Raw genomic sequence first — 25,784 nt, 5'->3', positions numbered from 1 at the left:
AGACAATGTCAAAAGTTAGCGCAAGTGATTTTGCGAGTGTTCAAGCAGCAATTGATTTCCTTAGCGAACAAGATGAACAGCGGGAACTGGTGATTCCAGCAGGTGTATTTGAGACTGGTGCGCTAAGCTTAATTTCAAACTTAACGCTGAATCTTGAAGAGGGTGCCGTTCTAAAATTTGTGGATGACCCAAGCGTATATGGGCCGATTTGGACACGTTGGGAAGGAATTGAGTGCTATGCGATGCATCCGCTGTTATACGCAAGTGATTGTGAAAATGTGACGATTACCGGTTTAGGCACTATTGATGGAAGCGGACAAGCTTGGTGGGAGAAATTTGCTCAAATTGAACAAGAAGACCGATTGGAACCACGTGAAGACTACGAATGGCAGTTAGCCAAGCTTAATCCTGATTATAAAGAGCGCACAGGCGGCGGTGCAAGACCTTGCACGCAATTCCTTCGTCCTCCGCTCATTCAGTTTTGGAAGTGCAAAAACATCACTTTTGAGAACTTCACTTTGCAGAACTCGCCGTTTTGGACGCTGCACACAGTATATAGTGAAAATATTACCATCCAAAAACTGACGATTAAAAATCCAGCGAACGCCATTAACACAGATGCAATTGATATCGACTCCTGTAAAAATGTAGTGATTCAGGAATGTTTGTTTGATGTTGGCGATGATGCGATTACACTAAAATCAGGTAGCGGCGTCGATGGCTTAAGAGTAAATATTCCAACAGAAAATGTTACAGTTCGTGATTGCAAGATTTTAGCTAGTCATGGCGGGATAGCGATCGGCAGCGAGACAGCAGGCGGCATTAAGGACGTGGATGTGAAAGATTGCCAGTTTCTTGGAACACAGCGGGGAATTCGCCTGAAAAGCAGGCGTGGCCGCGGCGGCACAATTGAGAATATCAACCTTGAAAACTTGGAAATGGACGGTTGTTGGTGTCCGATTGTTTTGGGGATGTATTTTGCCCCAGGAATTTTACCGCATGAGGAAGCAGCTCTGCTAAGCGTTGAAGCTCAAGCAGTGGCAGCAACGACACCTCATATTAAAAACATTAAAATCAAAAACATCAACGCAATAAATATTAAGTCAACAGCAGCTTTTATCGTAGGCCTGCCAGAAAGCCCGATTGAAAATGTTGAAATTGACAAGTTTCATTGGAGTTTAGCACCAGCCGAAGAACTGCTTGAAACGTGGAATAGTGAGCCGACCAAAGGATTATTCCATGATGAGAACCGAGGCATTAAAACGATCAATATAAGCAACTTAACGATTAACGGGGAGGAAATGTAAAATGGCAATGAAGCAGCCAAAATGGGAAGCAATAAAGCAACCTTGGGTTTATACACCTAAAAAAATCACCTTTTTTAGAAGCTTAGGTTATGGAATGAATGATTTAAATGGGTCGGCGTGGGGAACGTTAGTTGGCTCTTATTTGATGGTGTTCTTGACAACATATGCTGACTTAAACGCTGGTATTGTTGGGACAATGCTTTTTGTGTTAAAACTTCTTGATATGGTCATTTGCGGCGTGATTGGCGGAGTTAGTGACCATTTGTTTTCAACAGCTCTTGGCCGTAAACTTGGCCGCCGTCATGCTCTGTTCTTAGTAGGTGCTATTTTAACAGCAATCTGTTTCCCGCTGTTATTTACTATTCATCCAGGCTCTTACCTTTGGTATTTCCTTGTTCTGCTATTCCTAGAAACTGCGCAGTCATTTGACAATATCGCTTATGAAACTTTGGCAACAGAAATGACGGACAAAGCTGAAGAACGTGTAAAACTCAGTTCGGTTCGGATGTTTGTTTCCGCGTTTGGGACTTTTGCTGTAACAGGCCTGCCTGCGATTCTTTTAAGTGCTCTTGGTGAAAATAATGCAAGTGCTTACACGATTTCTGGAATTGTTTTTGGCATCGCTCTTTGTATTGGGACATTGATTACCTATTTTTCAACTTGGGAATTTTCACCTGAACACGTTGCAAATTTCGAGGCAGTAAACAAAAACAAAGATAAAAAAGGCTTCCTGGAGGCTGTTAAAGATTACGGCCACGTATTGAAAACAAAAGCTTGCAGACGGACTTGCACAATTTACTTTGTTTCCTATTTTGCAAAAGATTGCTTTAACACAGCCTTTTTCTTCTATGTCATGTTCTTGCTTGGCCTTGGTCAATCAACAGCACAAACGGCCTCCAGCCTTTCTATACTTGGGATGATTGTTGTGCCAATTGCAACCATTGGCATGTATAAAAAAGGGCCGAAATTCCTTTGGACTTCCGCGTTTTCAGCTCAGATTCTGGTTCTATTGATTTATCTTGGACTATACTTTTCTGGAGTGCACCTTGATGCCAAGACGGCGTTTGTAGTCATTCTTGTATTGTCAGCACTTTGGCAAATTGGCCGCCAAACAATGGAATATACAGTTTGGAACGTAATTCCTTTTGTACCGGATGTGGACACGCTTGTATCGACCAAACTAAGAGCTGGAACCTTTGCGGCATGCCAAACTTTCACCCGCAAGGTAACAGGTGCAATAGGGTCTGCTCTCATCGGCTGGGTTTTAGCATTTGGCGGTTTTGATAAAACTTTGGCCGAACAAGCAGATCCTGCTAAATGGGCGATTATGATTTCATTTGCGATTATTCCACTAGTTTGTTTAGCTTATTCCATGTATTTGATTCGCACGTTCAACCTTAACCAAGACACACATCAAATTATCAAAGCAGAAATTAACCGGCTTCAAGCGGGCGGCTCAAAAGAGGATGTGGACCCAAAAACGAAGGCTATTGTTGAAGACTTGACTGGCTATAATTATAAAGACATTTGGAATCCAGCTAACTAGCGAGTTAATAAATGCATGAATATATCAAAAACCGGAAGTTTTATTTGGAGCAGGACGGGTAAGTGAAATGGAATTGATAGACTGGCAACACTCATTCATTTGGACTTGAACTCATTGCTCATCCATTTTCCTTCTTGTACGACTATTTAGACAAGTGCCTTCATATTCTTATGGTATACATAAAGTTGAAGGGGATGCCCATGCGGAAAAAAACAGCTCTATTTAAACGGCTGCTTATTGGATTATTCGTGCTAATCATGATTTTAATGGCTGTAAGGTGGATGGTTGTCTCTCCGGGCAAGAATGCTAAATCGGTCGTCGACCAATTTTATCAGTATGAACAGGAAGGCGATTTTTCGAATTCTTGGGAGCTCTTTCATTCCTCCATGAAAAAGAAATTTACCAAAGGCAATTATATTCAAGACCGGGCGCACGTGTTTGTGAATCATTTTGGTGTAAAAACCTTTTCCTACACACTAGGCAAACCGGAAAAATTGAAATCATGGAGAATGGAAAAAACGGCACCGGTGTTAAAAAATGTCTATAAAGTATTGGTGAAGCAAACCTATAAAGGCAGATACGGTCGTTTTGACTTGGAGCAGGAAATCTACCTTGCGAAAGAAAATGGCGACTGGAAAATAATGTGGGATTATAATAAATAGAAGAGCCAGGCGGCTAGCCCTGGCTCTTCTATTTTATCACTGTAAAAACGCCAATTGAATAAAGAATAGAACCGCAAATACCCAAACAAGCGGATGGACTTCACGCCATTTTCCTTTAGCTGCTTTCAAAAGCGGGTAGCTGATAAAGCCAAGAGCTATCCCTGTAGAAATGCTGGAAGTAAGCGGCATACTCAAGATTGTTAAAAAGGCAGGAAAAGCTTCATCAAGCTCATTCCAGCGGATTTTGGCAATGCTGCCCATCATCATGCTGCCGACAATAATCAGAGCAGGTGCGGTAATGGCAGAAATGCCGGAAACAGCACTCACCAGCGGTCCAAAAAAGGCAGAAACGATAAATAAAATGGCAACCGTTAGTGAAGTCAGGCCCGTACGGCCGCCTGCAGCTACTCCGGAAGTCGACTCAATATAGGCCGTGGTCGGGCTAGTCCCAAAAATGGCACCGACTGCTGTTGCGATCGAATCGGAAAGCAAGGCGTGGCGGGCACGCGGCAGCTTATCTCCTTTCATTAGGCCGGCCTGGTTAGCGACACCTACCATTGTTCCAGTCGTGTCAAAAATCGTTACCAGAATGAAAGAAAATACCACGGCATACAAGCTATAATGGACCACGTCGGTCAAAGCTGCAAATGGGTTGGCAATCATGAGCCCTTCAGGCAGTGACGGAAGAGCGACAAAACCTTCTTTAAACTGGATTTGTCCCGTGAAAAAGGCAATAATTCCGGTAATAATCATTCCAAAAAATAATGCTCCGTTAATCCTAAACGACATCAGAATTAACGTGACTGCCAAGCCAACTACTGTTAAAACGACAGACTTCTCATGAAGGTTTCCCAACTTCACAAGGTTGCTTGGATCTGCGACAATAATTTTTGTCAGCCGCAAACTGATAAACGCGATAAATAGGCCAATTCCGGCGGTAATCCCATATTTCAGATTTTCCGGAATGGCTTCGATTAATTTTTCTCTAAGAGGGGTTAATGACAAAATCACAAAGATAAGACCGGCTACAAATACAGCAGCAAATGCAGTTTGATAACCAATCCCTTGATGGGCGCCAACCACCGAGTAAGCAAAATAAGCATTGAGGCCCATCCCTGGTGCGATGGCGATGGGGTAGTTGGCAAACAAGGCCATCCACAGGGTTCCCACCACAGATGCGATAATGGTAGCGGTGAACACTTGATTAAAAGGGACACCGGCACCCGAAAGAATCACCGGGTTAACGACAACAATATAGACCATCGTAAAAAAGGTTGTTATCCCTGCCATTACTTCGGTTTTCATATTAGTTTGATTTTCTTGAAGTTTAAACATAATAGTTCCTCCAAAACACGAACGTTATAATTTCAACTAAATAATAATATTCGTTATTGAATAAAATTTCAATAGGTAATTTTATTTTATCCATTTTGCTGATGGTCATGAATGGGCATTTAGTTTTTGTCGCCATGGAGGGCTCAAGACGCCAAAACAAGCAACATATACGATGCTGCCTGAAGACACCGGCAAGCCGAGGTTTTTAAAATTTGACCCTTCCCAGTTTCCAATCATCCAGCTTTCGCTCCAATCCACCTAAGAGGAGGAAAGCTTAAGGAAACTGGCGGAACAGCTAAAACTGGAGCTGACTAAGGTAGAGGGCATATCAAGCGTGAACCTTTCGGGAACCTCCGTTCAAGAAGTCCGGGTCGAGCTAGGCCAAGAGAAATTGCGGAAATATCAGCTCAGTCAAGCCGACATCGTTGATATCATAAAGGCCAACAAAATCTCATTGCCAGGCGATACAATTCAAACAGATGGAAAAGAGCTAACCACCCGGATTATTTCAACCATAGATTCCATCGAAACCCTTAAGGAGGTAACCACTATTGGGCAAAACAGCGGACCGGTGGATATCAGCAGGATTAACCAACAGGCAGCGGTTCAATTTATAGTGAAATACCCATCCACAACTAATTTAGGGGATATGGCAAAGCGGGTAGATAAAGAAGTTGCCAAGCTGGATTTGCCTGAAGAGTCCGAAGTGGTGTTTAGCGGGGAACGAGAACTGCTTGATTCCTCGAAAGACGATTTGATTTTAGCCTTCGGATTAGCTATTGTTTTTGTCTATTTGGTCATGGCGGCCCAGTTTGAATCGTTGAAATATCCCTTTGTCATCATGTTTACTGTTCCTTTGATGGTGATAGGTGTATCAGCTGGTTTAACTATCACCCAAACTCCTATAAGTATAACGGTTCTTATTGGAGCGATTGTCCTGGCAGGAATCGTGGTGAACAATGCGATTGTGATTGTCGATTATATGAATCAGAAGAAGGAGAGCGGTATGGACAAGATAGAAGCCATTGTGGTATTTGTAAAGGATAGGGCAAGGCCGATTTTGATGACCTCGTTAACAACAAACCTTGAATTAATCCCCCTTGCACTGGGGATCGAGAAGGCACTGAAATTAATCAGCCTATGGCGATCACTGTAATTGGCGGTCTCATCAGCAGCACCTTACTTACTTTATACATCATACCTATCATCTATTGCCTGTTTGACACTAAGAAGGCAGGTAAAACAAATTCATGATACATAACCAAAAATCCATCACAAAACCGATGTATTTTTCCCAAAACAGCTCATATTATCAGTTTTTCTGCAGATAATATACCTGTTTCATGGCCGCGGATAAGGGAGGATATGAGGTTTGGTGAAAGTTCATAATCTATTTGTCTTATTAATGGTAATGTCTGCCGTTATCGCGGGAATAGGGAGACCATTGCGAGTTGCAGCGGAAGAGGGGGAACCTGTGATTCAATTACGTTTACTGGAAACTACCGATATCCATTGCCACCTGGCCGATTATGATTATTATCAAACGAAGGAAGATCCTGGAGTAGGGCTCGCCAGAACTGCCACACTGATCAAGCACGCACGGGAAGAAGTCCTAAATTCACTTCTATTTGATAATGGTGACAATATTCAGGGAAATCCACTGGGAGACTATGTGGCCAAGGTGAAAGGCATAAAAAAGGGCGAAACCCATCCGGTGTTTCGTGCATTGGACCGATTAGCCTACGATGCTGTAACCGTCGGCAACCATGAATTTAATTATGGTCTTGATTTTTTAAATCGTGCCATTGAAGGGGCGAAAATGCCGGTGGTTAACGCGAATGTTTATCAGGCACAGCAAGACGAGCCCTATTTTGTCCCCTATGTCATCTTGAATAAAACAGTGGTCGACAGCCATGGGCAAAACCATACGTTAAAAATAGGTGTCATAGGCTTTGTTCCGCCGCAAATCATGGAATGGGATAAGGCCAACCTAGAAGGAAAAATTACAGTCAAACCGATCGTAGAGACGGCGAAAAAATATATCCCGATTATGAAAAAGAAGGGGGCAGATGTAATAGTGGCCCTTGCCCATACCGGAATCAGCAGCGAACCGTATGAGCCCGGCATGGAAAATGCCGCCTATTATTTGGCGCAGCTCGACGGAATCGATGCGATTTTATCCGGCCACTCCCACAATTTATTCCCAGGACCGTTATACAAAAATTTGCCCCATTCCAATCTTAAAAAGGGAACCATCAATGGGAAGCTGGTTGTCATGGCAGGATCATTTGGCAGCCATCTTGGAATTGTTGATTTAAATCTGCAAAAAAAACAGGGCAGATGGACTGTTGTGGACGGAAAAAGCATGGTCTGGCCGATTGTGGATGAAAAAGGCGAATCAGAAATTCCAGCAGACAGGGATATCCTGAAAGAAATATTACCTGAGCATCAGGCAGCCATCGACTATGTCAATCAGCCGGTTGGCGAAACAATAGCACCGATTTTTAGCTATTTTGCCCTGGTTCAGGATGACCCTTCCGTGCAAATTATTAATAATGCCCAAACAAAATACTTAATGGAGAAATTAAAAGACCCAGCCTACAGCAAATTTGCCGGCATACCCGTTCTCTCTGCAGCAGCTCCATTTAAAGCAGGCGGACGCGGCGGCCCTGGTTATTATACCAATATCCCCGCCGGAACATTAGCTATAAAAAATATCGCTGATTTATATGTTTATCCCAATACTCTTCAGGCTGTCCTAATCAATGGTTCCCAGTTAAAGGAGTGGCTCGAAATGAGTGCGGGATTATTCAATCAGATTAACCCGGCACAGCCTGGGGAACAGCCGCTGATCAATCTGGAATTCCGTTCCTATAATTTTGATGTGATCGACGGGGTAAACTATCAGATTGATGTGACAAAGCCAGCCAAATATGATCATAATGATAAGCTCATTCATCCTAACGCAAGCCGGATTGTGAATCTCACCTATCAAGGCAGACCAGTGATGCCGGACCAGAAATTTATTGTCGCAACGAATCATTACCGGGCTGGAAGCAAAACCTACCCAGGGGTCAGCCAAGGAGAGACCATTTTTAATGGCCCAGACGAAACGCGCCGGATCCTGACAAACTATATTCAAGAGAATCAAACGATCGACCCTGCGGCTGACGGCAACTGGTCGATTGCGAAATTTAATGGAAGTGCGACCGTTGTGTTCGAATCGTCGCCAAATGCCCAGCAATTTGCCAGGCAATTCGCAGACATAAAAATTCTTGGGCCATCCAATCGAGGATTCTTTAAGTATCTAATGGATTTAACGGTACAATAAAAGGTCAGTGACGGTTTAGCTGCCACTGACCTTTTGATCTTTTTATTTTAAATCTTCAATAGAGTCAATATCCATGTAAGCAGGAACGACTAACCCGAGTTTCGTGCCCTTTAGGTTTTCTCCTAAATCTTCAAATTTGCCTTTATATTTTTCATAATAGTCCGCATGGGTCGATGGCAGCCACGCGGCCACAATGCCATCTAAGCTTCCGTCCGCAACACCCGTCCACATAGGGCCAGCTTCCACCTGGCGGAGCGTTACCTTATAGCCAAGGTCAGTTAATACTTTGCCGACCACATTGGTGCTGGCAATTTCACTGTCCCATGCCACATAGCCCAGTGTCAGTTTATCACCGGATACTTTGCTTACTCCATCCGTCCATTCACTGACTTTTTCAGCGTTATCTTTTACCCAGCTTGCTGCAGCATCTTCAGGTGAAGTTCCGCCCTGGATATCGTCCATCACAACAGCCATATCATCTGCGGTCCAATTGAAATTATCAAGTACCTGATAAGCTTCCGGGGCATCAGTTTTTAACCCTGTGCGTACAATCGTATTAATATTTTCATCTTGTCCAAAAACACCCTTAGGGTCTTCTAAGTATTTTAGGTCAAAGCTGGCAAACATCCAGTGTGGTGTCCACCCGGTTACAATGATTGGTTCTTTTTTGTCATAGGCCTTTTTCAAGGCGGCGGTCATGGCCGCACTAGATCCTTCCACGAGTGTCCAGTCATCTAAGCCATATTCCTCAATAGCTTCTGCGCTAGCTTTCATTAATCCGGCACCAGGGTCGATTCCGATAATTTTAAAATCGACTGATTCACCAATCGATCCAGACCCTGAAGCCTCTTCTCCATTGTCCCCGCTGGTCTTGTCGGACCCGCAGGCCGCAAGCCCTAATGTTAATAGGGCGGCCGAAAGCATGAGTATCCACTTCTTTTTCATTATATAACTCCCCCTTGCTTTTTATTTTTTCCTATATTTTGAGTAATCCGGTCGAGAACGATGGCAATGACCACAATCGACAATCCGGCTTCAAAACCTTTCCCAATTTGAATCTGGGTAACGGCACGGTATACATCGGCGCCAAGTCCTGGCGCCCCAACCATGGATGAAATCACGACCATGGAGAGGGCGAGCATGATGCTTTGGTTGATCCCAGCCATAATCGTCGGCATGGCAAGCGGAAGCTGCACTTTGACCAGTTTCTGACGGGTGGTCGATCCAAAGGCTTCCGTTGCTTCAATAATATCAGCCGGAACTTGTTGAATTCCCAGTATGGTCAGCCGGATCGTTGGCGGCATGGCAAAGATGACGGAAGCGACAACTCCTGGAACAACACCAATATTAAAAAAGAAAATCGCTGGTATTAAGTAAACAAATGCCGGCATCGTTTGCATAAAATCCAACACCGGTGTAATGATCTGCCGAACGGCTAGTTTTTGCGAAGCCCATATCCCGATGGGAACTCCTAGTAAAATAGAAATAATGACGGCTGTTAAAACCAGCGAAAGTGTTTCGAGCATCGGCTCCCAATAACCTAAATTGTCAATTAAAAATAAACCGATCAATGTAAATAAAGCCATTCCCCTATTAGAAACTTTCCAGGCAATCAAGGTTAAAAGAATCATAAATACATAGGAAGGAATAAATTCAAATCCGGCCACTAGTCCATCCACAACGGCTTCTAGGACACTTGTGATTCCATCAAAAGCGGCTTCTAAATTGATCGTCAGCCAGGTTACTAGAGAATCAATCCATTCTGAGAGGGGAAGCTTAGGTAACCAGTTTTCCATATTAGTTCACCTCCTCAACGGAACCTAGCGGCATATCCGTCCATTCTGACTGTCCTGAAGCCACTTCCGTTTTCGTGGTTTGCACCAGTTTCCATTCCTCTGTCCGGCCGGCTAAAGCGCCAATCACAGCGCCTCTGACCAAAATGCCCTGGAGGCGTTTTTTCTCATCGACCACTGCAACGGGAATGACAGCTGTCGAGACTTTTTCAAATAAATCGGTTAAAACTGTATCCGGAAATACGGTCGGAACATTCTCTTGTAAAATCGAGGACAGCCCTTCATTTCGTTCCAGCGCCTCTTTGGCGTCAGAAGCTGTGATTGCCCCAAGTAAGGTTTTCTTTTTATCCACGACATAAATGCTTGAGATTCCTAGGTCTCTCATATTTTGCAGTGCCACCCTCGGTCCTTTTTCGATTGAAATGGATTCAGCACGTTTCATGACGTGACCAGCTGTTAATACTTTGGAAAGGTCAACATCTTCTACGAATCTCTCAACATAGTCATTGGATGGGTTCATAAGAATTTCCTCAGGGGTGCCAATTTGGACAATAACGCCATCCTTCATTAAGGCTATCCGGTCTCCGATTCGGAGAGCCTCGTCCAAATCATGTGTGATAAACACAATCGTTTTTTTCATAGTAGATTGCAGATCAAGCAATTCATCCTGCATATCCTTTCGAATCAATGGATCGAGGGCACTAAAGGCTTCATCCATTAGTAAAATATCGGCATCATTGGCTAATGCGCGTGCCAGGCCGACCCGCTGCTGCATTCCGCCGCTCAATTGGCTGGGATATTGCTGCTCATATCCTTCAAGACCCACGAGCTTCAAGGCATTCATTGCCTTGGACTGCCGCACTTCTTTTTCGATGCCCTGAATCTCTAACCCATATTCCGTATTTTCCAGAACGGTCCGATGGGGGAGAAGGGCAAATTTTTGGAACACCATGCTGATTTTTTTTCTTCGCAGGTTAATCAGCTGTTCCTTGTTCATCTTGACGATATCCTCGCCATCTACGTATATTTCACCTGCGGTCGGATCAATCAACCGGTTTAACATTCGCACTAATGTTGACTTACCACTTCCAGAAAGACCCATAATAACAAAGATTTCTCCTGCTTCTACTTCAAAGCTGGCTTGGCTTACCCCGACGGTTGCTCCTGCTTTCTTTAAAATGGTTTGCTTTGTTTCCCCATCATTTAGCAGCTTCAAAGCCAATTTCGGCTTGCCAAAAATCTTCGTCACGTTTCGTACGACGATCTTTTTCATTTGGTCACCATCTTTCCTATCCGTATAAAAAGTGTCAGTTCTATCTTTGGTGCCTGATACAATATGCCCAGGCAGTCTGCAGAATGTCCTTCCCCTTTTTAATAGATGTTTTTAGAAAAAGAAACAACTTATACTTTTTAATTGTATTGTTACTTGGATGCAATTGGCAAATGTGGTAATCGGGTAAATTCGTTCGTATAGTACGTACAGAAAAAACTGTATAAAATAAATTTACGAAATACTTAGAAATCCTCCCAAATGCTCCCGTTTCCGTCCAAAGTGATTTCTTTACTTTTAGCATAAACATGTTAGTCTAATTAAAGATACGTATTAGGAATGGGTGGGTATTATCATGGAAGGTGAAAAGAGGCTGGTGCAGGCCCGGGAGCGGGTAATCGAAGCGATCTCCCAAAACATGAATTTATATGGGGTTACGGAATCCGTTGGCCGGTTGTATGGAGCTTTGTATTTCCAAGGTGGCCCTTTAACACTTGATGAAATGAAGGAAGAGCTCGGAATGAGCAAAACGAGTATGAGCACTTCTGTTCGAATTCTACAAGACCTAAAAATGGTAGATAAGGTTTGGATAAAAGGGATTAGGAAGGATCTCTATCAAGCTGAATTGGATTGGTATCAGACCTTTATCGATTTTTTTACCATTAAATGGAGAAATGGCATCTCGATTAATGTTTCGGCAATGGAAAAGTCTCGCTCAGAGTTGGAGGCATTAGTAAACGATCCAGTGGTGGATGAGCAGGTAAAGCATCAGGCCATAAATGACATTGAAAAGCTGACGGATGCACTTGAATATTATGATTGGCTGAACAGGCTGGTAGACAGCTTTGAATCGAAAGAGATTTTTGATTTTATTCCTAAGCTGCCTAAAGAAAAAAAGTAAAAGACTAGATGCGATGGGGAAAGAAAAACAGCTTAGCAAATGGGGATGTCCCAAATGCTAAGCTGTTTTTATGTTCTATATTAATCGACTCTTTGAATCCGGCAATAGGGAACGAGAATAGGTCACCAAAGATAGCTTTGCCTGCTTCCAGATTAGCGCGCACGCCGCGGCCGTTCATTAAGTATTATATATAAAAGTATTCGGAGGTGCAGCCATGTTTCCTTTTACCAATTATTTGGACGCTATAAATAGACAAAATCATCAGTTGATAACGGATATTCAACATGCGATCAACGGGGAATACAGTGCGATTGACTGTTACGCCAAATTGGCCAATTTAGCGGGAAATCAAAAGGAACGGGAGCAAATTCTTGAGATTCGCCAGGATGAAATCAAACATTACCAACATTTCGTCCAAATTTATCAGAACCTGACCGGAAGTCAGCCGCAGCCGAAAATTACCGAAGATTGCCCCAGCACTTATTTGGAAGGTCTTGAATTCGCTCTTCAGGATGAGCAAAAAACAGTTGATTTTTACCTGGACATCTCAGATTATGTTACGGATCCGATGATAAAAGAGGTGTTCAAAAGAGCAGCACTAGATGAACAAAATCACGCTGTTTGGTTTCTTTTTTATTATGCTAAAACAAAATAAAAGTGTCAGACGGGTGTCTCAAATGCAAAGAGATTAATCCTCTTTTTGAGACATCCATGGACACGGAATGGATCTTGAATGTTTCGAAAGTCTATTTGCTGGTACTGTTAGTCTTTCTTTTTTCCTCTATTTTCTCGCTATTGGAGCTTTTAGGCTGATTAGCAGCTTGGGTATTCTTGCTTTTGTCGCTTAGATTAGGAAGGATGAGCAGGGCAAGGATAATTAGCAAAGCTCCAAAGAATTGTTGGGTTCCAAAAATGAGATAGATTCCGTAAATGATCATGACAATGCCAATTAGCCGTTGAATCCATCTGATGACTCTCAGTGTCAGTCCCCCTTAGATGCAAATGAAAAAATGAAATTCCCATATAAAATAATTATTATGATAGTAGGTTTTTTATACGTTTTTCGCCTGTTTTGTTGTGCCTGACTAAAAAGAAGAATGAATTTTTTGTTAAATCTTGTAGAATAAGCATAAATAATCCAAAATCCCTTGTATAATTAATCTTGCCATCATTTGCTTTCTCCGAAAAAAGCTCCAGCTAACTATACCCGAATTTATAAAATTTCCAACCTTCAATAATTTCAAAATGCCATTGCGATTATTTTATGTGAAAGAAGGAGTACCATGTGGGCAAGAGTAACTAGTATTGGCTTAAAAGGAATGGAAGGATATCGAATCAATGTGGAAGTGAGCACTTATGTAGGGAATGACTCGTTTAAAATTGTTGGGCTGCCAGATGCTGCGGTAAAAGAATCGAAAGAACGCATTATTGCTGCACTAAGGTCATTAGGATATACCCTTTCTGGGCAGAAAGTTGTTATTAACCTGTCTCCTGCCGACCAAAAGAAAATGGGCTCAATGTTTGACCTGCCAATGGCTATTGGGGTTTTGTCCAGTTTACATGAGCTGGAAGTATCCCTTTCCGCTGATGTTGGCTTTATTGGTGCGTTATCATTAGATGGGTCTGTTCAACCTGTTGAAGGGCTGCTGCCAGCAGTGCTTGCGGCAGAAAAAATGGGTATTAAACGACTATATATTCCGATGGATTATCAACTACCAGTTTTAAGTTTTCAGAGAATGCAAATTATCTATGTTTCATCCTTACAGGATGTGATTGGACATATATCAGGTCAATGGGAGCCTCAACAATATTTGATGAAGCATGAGGAAGATGATGCGGCTTATGTGGACTCCTTAGATTTTCAACAAATAATTGGGCATTTTGATGCGAAACATGCCTTAGAAGTCGCAGCTGCTGGTGAACATCATGTATTAATGTCAGGACCACCTGGCTGCGGAAAGAGCTTGTTGGCATGGAGTTTTTCATCCATTATGCCGTCCTTATCACAACAGGAGCAACTCGAAGTTATCAGTTTATATCAGTTGAGTCATACCACCTTCCAGCGGACAACACTGCCTCCATTTCGAAATCCTCACCATTCTGCCTCTGGCGTCTCCATTATTGGAGGTGGTCAATACCCGAAACCGGGAGAAATCTCATTAGCCCATAGAGGCGTATTATTTCTGGACGAGATTGGGGAATTTTCCAAAAAACATTAGATATGCTCAGGCAGCCTATAGAAAACGGACAGATTACCATTAGCCGAACTCATGCTGTCATTACCTATCCAGCCTCTTTTATTTTAATTGCGGCAATGAATCCGTGTCCTTGCGGATATGCAGGCTCTAATAGACACTACTGCACATGTACGCCTAAACAGATTCATTTTTACCAAAATAAGCTTTCAGGACCACTAAGGGATAGGTTTGATATCCATCTTAAACTGCAACCAGTTGATTTTGATACAGCCCAAACAGAAGGTAAAGCTGAACCCTCTCATATTGTCAGAAGAAGGGTGGAAAAGGCACGAAAGCTGCAGTATCGACGATATGGGATGGAAATATGTAATGGAAGGATTCCCTATGAAATCTTGCTGAGGACAAGCCCTCTAACCGATTCACAGCAGCAAATCTTACATCAATACCTTCTGAAAAATGACATCAGTAATCGTACTCAAATTAAAATCATTCGCCTTGCCCGAACCATCTCCGATCTCCAAGGAAACCCCGACATTACCGATCAAAGCATTATGGAAGCGATGAAATTAAATGGAGTGCCAGATCTTAAACTTTGGTGAAACCGCTCGCAGCCTGGTTAAATAAACAGCAGCAAGCTGATCGCCATGACGGCCATGCCGCCGATTAATCCATAAATAGATAAATGGGCTTCATCATATCTTTTCGCCGCGGGGAGCAATTCATCAAGGGAAATGAACACCATAATCCCGGCAACGGCTGCAAAAATAATTCCAAACGCAATTTCATTTAGAAAGGGCATCAAGAACAGATAAGCAGCAAAAGCGCCGATAGGTTCGGATAGGCCGGATAGAAAGGAGAGCTTAAAGGCTTTCCGTTTATCGCCAGTCGCAAAATAAACCGGAACCGACACGGCAATCCCCTCTGGGATATTGTGAATCGCAATCGCCACTGCAATCGCAATCCCGAGCTTTGGGTCCTGCAGGGCAGAAGCGAAGGTGGCAATTCCCTCAGGAAAGTTATGAATACCGATGGCCAGCGCCGTAAACGTGCCCATTTTTAATAAATCGGGCTGCTTCCCCTTGCTGTCATTCCCGTCCATATCCTCCACGGTGCGAAGCTCATGAGGGTTCGTTTGCTTCGGAATAAATTTGTCGATGGCTGCAATCAAAAACATTCCCGCAAAAAAGCCGCCAACAGTCAGCCAGTTGCCCGGCACCACACCCAAAGCATCCACCAATGCGACTTTTGCTTTTACAAAAATCTCGATCATCGACACATAGATCATGACTCCGGCCGAGAATCCCAGGGTGATGGAGAGAAACTTTGTATTGGTATGGTGCGTAAAAAACGCAAGAAGGCTGCCAATTCCGGTTGCAAGGCCCGCAAACAGCGTTAGTCCAAAAGCTAATAAAAGGTTTTCCGACACCTTCGTATCCCCTTTCTGGCGATCCTGTTTTTATGCAATTGGCAATTTAAGAATACTTTTACGTTATACTTTTTATATGCTCGAGTTCAGAAAAGTTTCATCCGAGAAACATATTTTACCAAAACTTATCTTTCTTCTATTTTATCAAAAACAAAAAGGGATGCAGCAAAAATTACGTCTCTTTTTAACGGCAGGGATGCCCTGAGCGTTTTTTCGCAGTCAAATGAGTCTAGAAATTTAGAAGATACAGGCAAGGAGTTTTTCTTTATATTTCAGGCATAGGAGATAGTCTGTTATGATAGTGGAGGAAATTTAAAGGAAAGGTTGCTGTCAATGAAACTAAATAAAATCCACCATATTGCGATTATTTGTTCCGATTACGAAAGGTCTAAGGATTTCTATGTCAATGTTTTAGGATTAAAGCCCATCCATGAGATTTACCGGGCTGAGAGGGATTCCTACAAGCTTGATTTAGAAGTGAACGGGCAGTATCAGATTGAGCTGTTTTCTTTTCCAGAGCCGCCAAAGCGTCCAAGTTATCCGGAAGCGGCAGGCATGCGGCATTTAGCCTTTGAGGTAGAGGAAATACAGGAAGCGGCAGATGAAATAACGACACATGGAATCGCCGTCGAGCCGATTCGAATCGATCCTGTCACAAATAAAAAATTCACTTTCTTCAGTGATCCGGATGGACTGCCGATTGAACTGTATGAACGGTAATAATCTGAATTGTTCTAAGGTGAGTTCTGAGCGGAAAAATTTGAAATATTGTCAAATTGTTGAAAAAATCATGCTTCCCTTAGGTGTAAAATTATAGTAAGTTAGCTTTTTTTTATACCTATTATCCTTGGGGGGAATCGCGTGAGTACCTGTTATGTACATAATGATATGGAAGCCGTTGGCATTTGCGTTGGCTGTGGGAAATTCATTTGCAGTACCTGCAACACTGAACTGAAAGGAAAAAATTATTGTAAAAACTGCTTGGATGAATTATTTGATGAAAATAAACGGAAACTCGAGAAGTTAGAGGACAATAAACAGAGTCAGCCCATGGTGTTTATGAATGCAGGAGGTGGAGGGGGAGCTTCAAGCTCATCCAGTTCCTCCAGTTCCTCCAGCGCAGGCGGCCGCGGGTTTGCCCCAAGGTTCACCAAAAGTAAAACAACAGCAGGGATTCTTGCTATTTTGCTTGGCGGTATCGGGGTGCATAAATTTTATCTTGGCAGATGGGGCTGGGGGCTTATTTATTTATTATTCTGCTGGACCTATATTCCAGGACTTGTCGGCCTCATTGAAGGAATTGTCTATCTAGTTTCTAACCCGGATGATTTCGCCAGAAAACATGACCCCGGGTACCAGCCTTATTAAAATCGGAAAACCAGCCTTTAAAATCAAACGGGTGAGGGCCGCACTTTGCGGCTCCTCGCCTTTTTCTGTTATAAAAGTAAATACGTCTTAGGACCTAGAAAACTTTCCGTTTGCAGTCTATGGTAAGCAGGAGTTTTTTCGTGTATTGTGGAAGTAGTAAAGGGAATTCTTTCCTTTCACTGTCATCGATGAAACATTCATCACGTTCATTCGTATGAAATAAAGGAATATGAATCAGGAGTCGATTGTTATGAACCCGTTTTTAGCATTTATCATTCGGTCATTCGTTGCAGTACCTGTTACCATCGTTACAGGGTTTGTCAGCTTTGTTTGGTTTGACGTCAACTTTCTGCCTTCCGTAGGCTATGCCATTCTTGGGGGCGTAATGGTCCATGTGATTTTATCGATGGTGATGAACCATCAATTTTTAAAAAAACATCAGTTATCAAGGAAGGAATATCGCTACATTCGGAAAAACTTAGCGGAAGCCAACAAGAAAATCCGCCGCTTAAACAAGTCCTTATTCGATTTTCGTGACCTTTCCTCTGTCAAGCAGAGAATGGATATCATGCGGATTACTAAAAAAATTCAAAAAATGGCCGCCAAGGAACCGAAACGGTTTTACCAGGCCGAGCCGTTTTATTTTTCTCACTTGGATTCCGTTGTGGAACTAACGGAAAAATATAGCTTCCTGGCTTCCCAACCAAAAAAAAGCATTGAAATCAACCAGTCTCTCATCGAAACGAAGCAAACATTAAATGAATTGACCAAAGTGCTGGAAGAGGATTTATATCAAGTCGTTTCCAACGATGTCGACCATTTAAACTTTGAAATAGATGTAGCCAAGCATTCGATTAACAGATATAAGGATTCGAAATTTCCCGATAAGAACAGGTGGTTAAAATGAGCGAAAACAATCCAATATTGAATAAAAAAGACAACCTTTTAGATGATATTCTGGCCGACCCATTCGGGGAAGGCCTTCAGCCGGCTAAGATGGAGGCTGCGCAAAGCCAAGACGCTAAGCCAGTCAAATTAATTGATGTGATACCTGAGGAGCACCGGGCCAAGGCCTACCAGCTGGCAGAACAAATTGACCCGACCAACCGCCAGGCAATGATCCAATATGGCAGCCAGGCCCAAGGAAAGCTATTATCTTTTTCCCATTCCATGTTAGAGCATGTGCAGAAAAAAGACGTCGGCGAAATCGGGGAGATCATAAGTGACTTAATGAGGAAATTGAACGAAGTGAATCCGGATGAACTAAGGGATGAGAAACCATCCTTTTTTGGCCGTTTATTCGGAAAAATTTCCAGTTCCATGCAGGAAGTGCTATCGAAATACCAAAAAACCGGGGCGCAAATCGACCGGATTAGTGTGAAGCTGGAGCGCAGCAAAAATGTCCTGTTATCCGACATCAAACTACTTGACCAGCTCTATGATAACAATAAAGAATATTTCCATGCCTTGAATGTGTATATCGCAGCAGGGGAACTCAAGCTCGAAGAAATGTATCAAAAAACAATTCCTGAGCTGAAACGGCAGGCAGAATTGACTAATGACCAGATGAAATTTCAAGAAGTGAACGATATGATTCAATTTGCCGACCGTTTGGATAAACGTTTACATGATTTGAAGCTGAGCCGGGAAATCACGATCCAAAGCGCGCCTCAAATCCGCCTGATTCAAAATACGAACCAGGCGCTCGTGGAAAAAATTCAATCCTCCATTGTCACCGCCATTCCATTATGGAAAAATCAAGTGGCAATTGCGCTCACACTCATTCGGCAGCGCCATGCGGTAGAAGCGCAAAAACAAGTTTCCAAGACGACAAATGAACTGCTGCTTAAGAATGCAGAAATGTTAAAAACCAATACAATTGAAACCGCCAAAGAAAATGAGCGCGGCCTAGTCGATATCGAAACATTAAAGAAAACTCAGGAAAACCTGATCAGCACACTGGAAGAAACACTGCGGATTCAAGAGGAAGGCCGCAATAAACGCCGGATTGCGGAACAAGAACTGGCTGCGATGGAAAACGATTTAAAATTAAAATTATTGGAAATCAAAGGAAAGTAATTAAAAGCCTCTCGGGTACTAAAAGCACCGAGGGGCTTTTTTTCGTAGGACTGCCGCATGGCTATTACGTTAGAAAAATCCGCCCAGTCTCTTGGTCATTTATAGTTATGGAATTTATGTCAAAATATAGGAAGCATGGCACTTTCCTTATTCATCTCATTTATGTATATTGGGACTTAACAAACACATAAATCGTACGAAACGGCAAACCCATTGAAAAGTGGTGACGCAAAGCTAAAGGGGCTACTGTCTAAGGACAACGCCAGCCAGTTACCGAACACGACCAACTTCCGCGATTTATGTATACCACAAACAATTGAGGAGGGGCTTCATGTGTTAAGATTGATATTAAAGGGCAAGTATTATTATCATGTCTTTCAGCAGCGCCACCATGAACTGCTGCAGCAAGATTGTTTATGTGAAGAACTAAGGAAAAAATTAATGGTAAAAGCAATCTATCATAATAGCAAAGTCGTAGAAATCGGTTCGCGATTGTAAAAAACCACGCCGGATGTTAATCCGGTGTGGTTTTTTACATCAGGTTATTTTTTTGTGGAAAATGGTCAATCTAATAGCAGGTAAAGGAGGGGTTTTTTTTGAAAAACAAACAAGATGAAACGAGCGAAGGGTTAAATCAAATCTTTGAAATCATTAATGCAAAAGGCGATACCGGTGAGCTAGAGCAGATCATGGAACAATACGGTGAGGATTCTGTGCAGCAGCAAGAAAACCCAACTGAATGACCCTCTGTTCCAATGGACCTAGGCCACAAACCAGGTCCATTTTCGTTGGAGTGTGGAAAAAATGTGGATAAAAGACTGAGTGTTGGGGATAAATTACTATAAATTGTGAATAAACACAATAAATCAGTGGATAAAAGTTACAGAACAGTTAACCGAATCGGAATTTTTCAACAGTTAAACGTTATCATGTGGATAATCTTGTGGATATGTGCCAAATACTGTTGATAACCAGGCTTGAACTGGGGAAAACGGTGTGAATAGAAATTGGGACTTCTTGATGACGACATGGAATGTGGATCCATAAAGTATATAAGGAATTTTTCCAATATGCTCCTACGCATTTAAAAATATTTCCTTTATGAATATACAACTATACGTAAACCATTTAGGCTTTTGGTAAAGTCAAAGCACTGCCATAAACTCACACCTCATGTACTTTAAACAGGTAGTTGAAGGAGGATTTATGAGAAACAGAGCAATTATTGTCTTAACGGTTTGCCTGGCCATGATAGGAGCTTCAAGCACGTTGGCTGTCGTCCATTCACCTAATCGTCTAACGATTGAAGCAAAAGAAAACAAAAGTGAGAGGCCAGATTCTGTAATTACTTGGAATTCCACTGATATACCAGTATCCAGCATGCTTTATCCCAGCTCGGCTCGGAGCGCAGGCATGATGGAAGCACCGCTCCAGCAAATTGACCTCATCATAAACCAATACATTACGCAAAAGTTTTTTCCTGGTGCCGTGGCCTTTGTGGCAAGAGGAGGGAAAATTGTCAAACAAACGGCCTACGGTTTCTCCGCCCAGTATACGGACCGCCATTTTACGGAGATGGACCAGCCGATTAAAATGAAGGAAGACACGATTTTTGACTTGGCATCCCTTAGCAAAATTTTTACCTCTGTAGCGATTATGCAGCTTTATGAGCAAGGACTTTTCCAGCTCGATGACCCCATTGCCAACTATATTCCCGAATTTGCAGCCAATGGAAAGGGCAAGGTCACTATCCGCCAGCTATTGACCCATACATCCGGATTTGCCTCATGGATCCCGCTCTACTCACAAGGCAGAACAAGGGAAGAACGGTTGCAGCTGATTTTTCAACAGCCACTAAAAAACCGGCCAGGCACTGCCTATGTATATAGCGACTTAAATATGATTACCATTGGCGCCCTGATTGAAAAATTCTCGGGCCAGCGGCAGGACGTGTTTGTCAAAGAACATATTACGGATCCCTTAGGTATGAGGGACACTATGTATAATCCGCCGGCAGCCTTGAAAAATCGGATTGCTGCAACGGAATATCAAGCGGTTCCGAAAAGAGGCCTTGTCTGGGGCGAGGTTCATGATGAAAATGCCTGGGCGCTGGGCGGTGTCGCGGGCCATGCGGGTGTATTTTCCACCGCAGAAGATTTAGCGAGACTGGCACATGTGTTTATCAATGGAGGAAAGTATGGCGGGAAAAGAATCCTGAAATCGGAAACGGTGAAATTGCTGGTTGAAAATCAGAATGAAGGCTTTAGGGGAGATGACCACGGACTTGGCTGGGAGCTGCGGCAAGGCTGGTACATGGATGCACTATCAGAAGGAACCTATTCATTTGGTCATACTGGGTATACGGGTACTTCAATTGTGATCAACCCGAACAATAAAACCATCGCTATCTTGCTGACCAATCGGGTTCATCCAAGCAGAAGCATGGGATCGATTAATAAGCCAAGAAGACTGTTTGCCCGCCAGGCGGCCGATGCGCTGCCGGTTTCCATCCCAGGCGGGGCCTCGGCCTGGTTTGCCGGCTATGGAGACAAGGTAAACTTGACCATGGAAGCCGGCTTAACCTTAAAAGAGGATACCACATTAACCTTTTCCACTTGGCATATGATGGAAGACGGATGGGATTATGGCTATGTGGAAATTTTTCAAGAAGGCGAATGGAAAAGGCTTGCCGAGCTCAGCGGAACAAGCAACGGCTGGGAAAACCGGCAAATATCAGTCCCGAAACAGGCAGAAAAAATAAGGTTTGCCTATAAAACGGACGGTTCGATCAATAAGCGCGGTTGGTATGTATTAAATCCAAAGCTTGGTGCCAAAAAATTAGTCTTCAGCCAAAACGACTGGCAGCTTCGGGAAGATTAGCAATTGGCGCCTATATGACTTTTGGGCAAAGGAGGAGGGGAATTATGAAGAAACTTTTAAGAGCCATTAAGACATCACTAATAGCTGCATTATTGTTCATCCCGGTAATCCCGATTTCGGGGGAGGCGGCCCAAATGGATACCAAAGAATTAGTGATTGACCTTAACATTCCTCATGTGATGAGAGAAGCGGAAGACCATCAGCTTCAATTGAACGCCCTGCATGTCGGTAATGACGGGCAGTTTATGCTGGTATCTGGTGACTTGAAATGGGAGTCCTCCAACAGAAAAGTCGCATCTGTCAAGAATGGAAAAGTGACACTTTCCGGCCATAGCGGGAGAGTGTTCATTTCTGTAAGCGACGGCCGGTGCTCCGACCAGATAACTCTCCGATTTAAGGGAAAACAAGATAAAATCCTTATTGAAAAACAGCACGGAAACCGCTATGACGTAATTGGCAAAGCTATCAAAAACATGACAATAGAAGAAAAGGTAGGCCAAATGCTGATGCCTGATTTCCGAACCTGGAATGGTGAAAATGTGACCGCCATGAATGACGATATTGCCCGACTGGTCAAGGACTACCATTTAGGCGGCGTGATTTTATTCAGTGAAAATACCATTGACACAGCCCAAACAGCCAGACTTGCCAGCGCCTTTCAGGATGCCGCGGAAACATACGCGCTTTTGGTTTCGATTGACCAAGAAGGAGGCATCGTCACCCGGCTGAAAACCGGCACTGATTTTCCCGGCAGCATGGCTTTAGGCGCGGCCCGCTCAGAAGAAATGGCTGAACGGGCAGGGAAGGCAATCGGGGAAGAACTCAATGCCCTTGGCATTAACATGAACTTTGGTCCGGTTCTAGATGTCAACAACAATCCAGATAACCCCGTGATTGCTGTCCGCTCCTTTAGCGAGAACCCTCAGCTTGTGGCCGACTTAGGCAACGCCTATATAAGAGGGCTTCATGCTGCTGGAACGGCTGCAACAGCCAAGCATTTTCCGGGACATGGCGACACGGCTGTTGATTCCCACATCGGCCTTTCAGAGGTTCCACACAATATGGAACGCCTGAAACAAGTCGAATTGTATCCATTCCAAAAGGCGATGGATGCAGGAATTGACGCGATTATGACGGCACATGTCACCTTCCCCAAAGTAGATGATACTAAGGCAATTTCCAAAGCGGACGGATCTGAAATTACGATACCTGCGACTTTATCCTATAAGGTGCTAACCGAACTGATGCGTAAGGAGATGGGCTATAATGGGGTCATCGTGACTGACGCGCTGGAGATGGGGGCAATCACAACCCACTTCGGCCCGGTTGATGCTGCGATCCGGGCTGTCCAAGCGGGTGCCGATATTTTGCTGATGCCTGTAGGGATTGAGGCGGTGGCCAAGGGACTCTATGATGCTGTAAACGGCGGTGATATTTCCATAAAAAGAATCGAGGAATCGGTTGCACGCATCTTAACGCTGAAGCTCAACCGTTCGATTGTAAAACAAGAAGTCGAACCAAGCATAGCTGAAAAGGTTGCTAACGCTTTGAAGGTTGTAGGATCGGAAGAACATAAAAAGGTCGAAAAAGAAGCAGCGGCAAAATCGATTACGCTTGTAAAAAACAGCGCAGTTCTTCCGCTGAAAGCTGCGAAGGGAGATAAAATCGCTGTAGTAGGCAGCTCCAGTTTTTACGTTAACTTACTTCTAAAGGAAGTGAAAAAACATCATGGGAATGTCACCTATATCAACACCCAGAACAAACTATCAGCTGCACAATTGGATTCGATAAGTGATGCAAAATATATCATTGTGGGGACGTATACCTCCAGTGTGGATGGCAGAGCTCCGAGAGCCGGCCAAATGCTGATGACCAACCAGCTCATCTCTCAGCTGAATGCACCCGTCATTGCGGTTGGCATCCGAAATCCTTATGACGTCATGTCATATCCAACTGTGGATGCAGCGCTCTTGCAGTACAGTTATCGTCCGGCAAGTTTCGAGGCAACGGCGGACACGATTTTCGGAAAAAATAATCCATCAGGAAAACTCCCGGTTACCATCTACAATCAGGATCACAGCGTCCTATATGGATTTGGCCATGGATTAGGGTATTAAGGTGCTTTTTTGGGGATCCAAGGCTTTTGGGAAACGTGCCCTTATAAAAAGGGGGGCGTGTGGATGAAGAAGTGGCTTTCCTGCATCATGGCAATGCTTCTTTTTCTTTCAGCTGTCACAGCAGTCATTTCTGCTAATAATAAGGAGAAAAAGAAAACGAAGTTCCGATTGGGGATAGAGGTCCTGCTTGAGGACCAGTTTGAATTGATCAACGGCAAACGGGTCGGATTGATTACCAATCCAACGGGTGTTGACCAAGAGCTGAATAGTATTGTAGATACATTGTATAATCACCCGGATATAAAGTTGACAGCACTATACGGACCGGAACACGGGGTCCGCGGCGATGCCCCGGCTGGTTCCGATGTAGAGTCCTATATCGATGAAAAAACCGGACTTCCGGTATACAGCCTCTATGGCAGCACGAAAAAACCAACTCGAGATATGCTGGCTAATGTGGATGTCTTGTTATTTGATATTCAAGATGTGGGTGCCCGCTTTTACACCTATATCTATACGATGGCACTGGCTATGGAAGCAGCGAAAGAAAACCATATTCCGATTATCGTGCTGGATCGTCCGAACCCGATCAGCGGTACGAAAGTGGAAGGGCCGATGATGGAAGGGAAATATGCTTCTTTTGTAGGGAAATATCCGATTCCGGTTCGTCACGGAATGACGGTTGGGGAATTGGCACTGTTATTTAATCAGGAATTTGGAATCGGTGCAGATTTGATGGTAGTCAAGATGGTAGGATGGAAGCGCGGCATGTTTTACGATGAAACTCCTTTGCCTTTCGTGATGCTGTCACCTAATATGCCAACATTGGATGCAGTGATTGCTTATACTGGAACAGCTCTGATTGAAGGGACAAATATTTCAGAAGGGCGAGGAACGACGAGACCGTTTGAATTGGTTGGTGCACCGTTCATTAATGGTGATGAGTTGGCGGCAAAACTTAATTCCTGCAAACTGCCGGGTGTCACCTTCCGGGCTGCCTCATTTACTCCGACTGCCTCTAAGTATATGAATCAATTAAGCCATGGGATTCAAATCCATGTGACGGACCGTCTTTCCTATAAGCCGTTTGAAACCGGGCTTTACATTGTGAAGACCATCTATGACATGTATCCAGACAAATTCGAGTTCCGTAAACCACACAGTGCTGGTATCTCCTTTTTTGATAACCTTGTGGGCAATGGCTCGATTAGGGCCAGCATCGAAGCAGGCAAACCAATTGAGGATATGAAAAAGGAATGGCAGCCAGCATTGGATGAATTTATGAATGTCCGCGAACGCTATTTGCTTTATTAAGTCAGATGAAGAATCAGGGGGCTCTCGTTTTATGGAGGGCCTTTTTTGTTGTTCTAGAGTTTTTTTATAAGGTAACTGTCTCAAAAAGATTTTTATGAGGACAAAAAACAGTGCCCGTGCTTAAGTACTGTCGTTATGAAGCGTTCAAGAGGCCAAAAACCAGAGCCGGAGGCCAAGTTCTGTCGTCATGAAGCGTCCAAGGCGCCAAAAACCAGAGCCGGAGGCCAAGTTCTGTCGTCATGAAGCGTCCAAGGCGC

General features: G+C 43.5%; 22 protein-coding genes, 3 pseudogenes and 1 riboswitch. Of the genes and pseudogenes, 19 read left to right on the top strand and 6 right to left on the bottom strand.

The window, feature by feature from the left end:
* Positions 1-5: 5 nt before the first annotated feature.
* The 3 genes from NFS43_RS00120 (at position 6) to NFS43_RS00110 (ending at position 3,515) form a co-directional block, all read left to right on the top strand.
* Entirely contained in the window at positions 6-1,307 is a 1,302-nt protein-coding gene (locus NFS43_RS00120; RefSeq protein ID WP_251548607.1) for a glycoside hydrolase family 28 protein, read from the top strand.
* Between the two features lies 1 nt (position 1,308).
* Entirely contained in the window at positions 1,309-2,853 is a 1,545-nt protein-coding gene (locus NFS43_RS00115; protein ID WP_251548605.1) for an MFS transporter, read from the top strand.
* A gap of 200 nt (positions 2,854-3,053) precedes the next feature.
* Entirely contained in the window at positions 3,054-3,515 is a 462-nt protein-coding gene (locus NFS43_RS00110) for a hypothetical protein (RefSeq protein ID WP_251548603.1), read from the top strand.
* Positions 3,516-3,551: 36 nt separating this feature from the next.
* Here NFS43_RS00110 and NFS43_RS00105 read toward each other — a convergent pair whose 3' ends face one another.
* Positions 3,552-4,850, bottom strand: a complete 1,299-nt coding sequence (locus tag NFS43_RS00105; protein WP_251548601.1) for an NCS2 family permease — start codon at positions 4,848-4,850, stop codon at positions 3,552-3,554.
* Between the two features lie 334 nt (positions 4,851-5,184).
* Between NFS43_RS00105 and NFS43_RS00100 the strand changes: the two are divergent.
* The 3 genes and pseudogenes from NFS43_RS00100 to NFS43_RS00090 all read left to right on the top strand — a co-directional run.
* A pseudogene (locus NFS43_RS00100) lies at positions 5,185-5,331 on the top strand (hypothetical protein); the annotation flags it as partial.
* Positions 5,332-5,412: 81 nt separating this feature from the next.
* Positions 5,413-6,104, top strand: a pseudogene (locus NFS43_RS00095) (efflux RND transporter permease subunit); the annotation flags it as partial.
* Positions 6,105-6,225: 121 nt separating this feature from the next.
* Entirely contained in the window at positions 6,226-8,181 is a 1,956-nt protein-coding gene (locus NFS43_RS00090; protein ID WP_251548971.1) for a bifunctional 2',3'-cyclic-nucleotide 2'-phosphodiesterase/3'-nucleotidase, read from the top strand.
* A 42-nt stretch (positions 8,182-8,223) separates the two neighbouring features.
* On the opposite strand, the gene NFS43_RS00085 is transcribed toward NFS43_RS00090, so the two are convergent.
* Genes NFS43_RS00085 through NFS43_RS00075 form a run of 3 tightly spaced genes read right to left on the bottom strand, consistent with a single transcriptional unit; the run spans position 8,224 to position 11,247 of the window.
* A complete protein-coding gene (locus tag NFS43_RS00085; protein ID WP_251548598.1) occupies positions 8,224-9,126 on the bottom strand; it encodes a glycine betaine ABC transporter substrate-binding protein in 903 nt (300 codons plus the stop codon).
* Positions 9,126-9,977, bottom strand: coding sequence for an ABC transporter permease (locus NFS43_RS00080; RefSeq protein ID WP_251548596.1), 852 nt, complete (start codon positions 9,975-9,977; stop codon positions 9,126-9,128). Before NFS43_RS00080 ends, NFS43_RS00085 begins: the two co-directional genes overlap by 1 nt.
* A gap of 1 nt (position 9,978) precedes the next feature.
* On the bottom strand, positions 9,979-11,247 hold the full coding sequence (locus NFS43_RS00075; RefSeq protein WP_251548594.1) for a quaternary amine ABC transporter ATP-binding protein: 1,269 nt from the start codon (positions 11,245-11,247) through the stop codon (positions 9,979-9,981).
* A gap of 352 nt (positions 11,248-11,599) precedes the next feature.
* Here NFS43_RS00075 and NFS43_RS00070 point away from each other — a divergent pair, with 352 nt between their 5' ends.
* Positions 11,600-12,145, top strand: a complete 546-nt coding sequence (locus tag NFS43_RS00070; RefSeq protein WP_251548592.1) for a GbsR/MarR family transcriptional regulator — start codon at positions 11,600-11,602, stop codon at positions 12,143-12,145.
* 4 nt (positions 12,146-12,149) lie between these two features.
* Here the strand turns inward: NFS43_RS00070 and NFS43_RS00065 are convergent, their stop codons facing one another.
* Positions 12,150-12,323 carry a hypothetical protein gene (locus NFS43_RS00065; RefSeq protein WP_251548590.1) on the bottom strand — a complete coding sequence of 58 codons (174 nt, stop codon included), beginning with the start codon at positions 12,321-12,323 and terminating at the stop codon, positions 12,150-12,152.
* Positions 12,324-12,359: 36 nt separating this feature from the next.
* Here NFS43_RS00065 and NFS43_RS00060 point away from each other — a divergent pair, with 36 nt between their 5' ends.
* The 3 genes and pseudogenes from NFS43_RS00060 to NFS43_RS24570 all read left to right on the top strand — a co-directional run bounded on the left by NFS43_RS00060 (position 12,360) and on the right by NFS43_RS24570 (position 14,942).
* Positions 12,360-12,800, top strand: coding sequence for a ferritin-like domain-containing protein (locus tag NFS43_RS00060; RefSeq protein WP_251548589.1), 441 nt, complete (start codon positions 12,360-12,362; stop codon positions 12,798-12,800).
* Positions 12,801-13,428: 628 nt separating this feature from the next.
* Positions 13,429-14,543, top strand: a pseudogene (locus tag NFS43_RS24500) (YifB family Mg chelatase-like AAA ATPase); the annotation flags it as partial.
* 117 nt (positions 14,544-14,660) lie between these two features.
* Positions 14,661-14,942 (top strand): magnesium chelatase subunit ChlI family protein, encoded by a 282-nt coding sequence (locus NFS43_RS24570; protein WP_420910283.1) that lies wholly within the window; start codon positions 14,661-14,663, stop codon positions 14,940-14,942.
* Positions 14,943-14,959: 17 nt separating this feature from the next.
* Here NFS43_RS24570 and zupT read toward each other — a convergent pair whose 3' ends face one another.
* A complete protein-coding gene (zupT, locus tag NFS43_RS00050) occupies positions 14,960-15,769 on the bottom strand; it encodes a zinc transporter ZupT (protein ID WP_251548587.1) in 810 nt (269 codons plus the stop codon).
* Positions 15,770-16,102: 333 nt separating this feature from the next.
* Here zupT and gloA2 point away from each other — a divergent pair, with 333 nt between their 5' ends.
* The 9 genes from gloA2 to NFS43_RS00005 all read left to right on the top strand — a co-directional run bounded on the left by gloA2 (position 16,103) and on the right by NFS43_RS00005 (position 25,527).
* The gene (gene gloA2, locus NFS43_RS00045) at positions 16,103-16,489 is read left to right on the top strand and encodes an SMU1112c/YaeR family gloxylase I-like metalloprotein (protein WP_251548585.1); all 387 of its coding nucleotides are present in this window, start codon (positions 16,103-16,105) and stop codon (positions 16,487-16,489) included.
* Positions 16,490-16,630: 141 nt separating this feature from the next.
* A complete protein-coding gene (locus NFS43_RS00040) occupies positions 16,631-17,137 on the top strand; it encodes a TM2 domain-containing protein (RefSeq protein WP_251548583.1) in 507 nt (168 codons plus the stop codon).
* A 250-nt stretch (positions 17,138-17,387) separates the two neighbouring features.
* On the top strand, positions 17,388-18,044 hold the full coding sequence (locus NFS43_RS00035) for a 5-bromo-4-chloroindolyl phosphate hydrolysis family protein (protein ID WP_251548581.1): 657 nt from the start codon (positions 17,388-17,390) through the stop codon (positions 18,042-18,044).
* Complete coding sequence (locus NFS43_RS00030) at positions 18,041-19,216, top strand: toxic anion resistance protein (RefSeq protein ID WP_251548579.1); 1,176 nt, start codon at positions 18,041-18,043, stop codon at positions 19,214-19,216. The genes NFS43_RS00035 and NFS43_RS00030 overlap by 4 nt, the downstream gene beginning before the upstream one ends.
* Before the next feature lie 193 nt (positions 19,217-19,409).
* Positions 19,410-19,494: riboswitch (cyclic di-GMP riboswitch) on the top strand.
* Between the two features lie 55 nt (positions 19,495-19,549).
* Entirely contained in the window at positions 19,550-19,714 is a 165-nt protein-coding gene (locus NFS43_RS00025) for a hypothetical protein (protein ID WP_251548577.1), read from the top strand.
* 98 nt (positions 19,715-19,812) lie between these two features.
* On the top strand, positions 19,813-19,959 hold the full coding sequence (locus tag NFS43_RS00020; RefSeq protein WP_251548575.1) for a hypothetical protein: 147 nt from the start codon (positions 19,813-19,815) through the stop codon (positions 19,957-19,959).
* A 463-nt stretch (positions 19,960-20,422) separates the two neighbouring features.
* On the top strand, positions 20,423-22,096 hold the full coding sequence (locus NFS43_RS00015) for a serine hydrolase domain-containing protein (RefSeq protein WP_251548573.1): 1,674 nt from the start codon (positions 20,423-20,425) through the stop codon (positions 22,094-22,096).
* Between the two features lie 44 nt (positions 22,097-22,140).
* Complete coding sequence (locus NFS43_RS00010) at positions 22,141-24,213, top strand: glycoside hydrolase family 3 protein (RefSeq protein ID WP_251548571.1); 2,073 nt, start codon at positions 22,141-22,143, stop codon at positions 24,211-24,213.
* 63 nt (positions 24,214-24,276) lie between these two features.
* A complete protein-coding gene (locus NFS43_RS00005) occupies positions 24,277-25,527 on the top strand; it encodes an exo-beta-N-acetylmuramidase NamZ family protein (protein WP_251548569.1) in 1,251 nt (416 codons plus the stop codon).
* Positions 25,528-25,784 lie beyond the last annotated feature (257 nt).

The sequence above is a fragment of the Neobacillus muris genome, from assembly GCF_943193175.1.
Taxonomy (GTDB): Bacteria; Bacillota; Bacilli; order Bacillales; family Cytobacillaceae; genus Neobacillus; species Neobacillus muris.
Note: the sequence above shows the minus strand (reverse complement) of the source record. Positions and strands in the feature narration are given on the sequence as shown.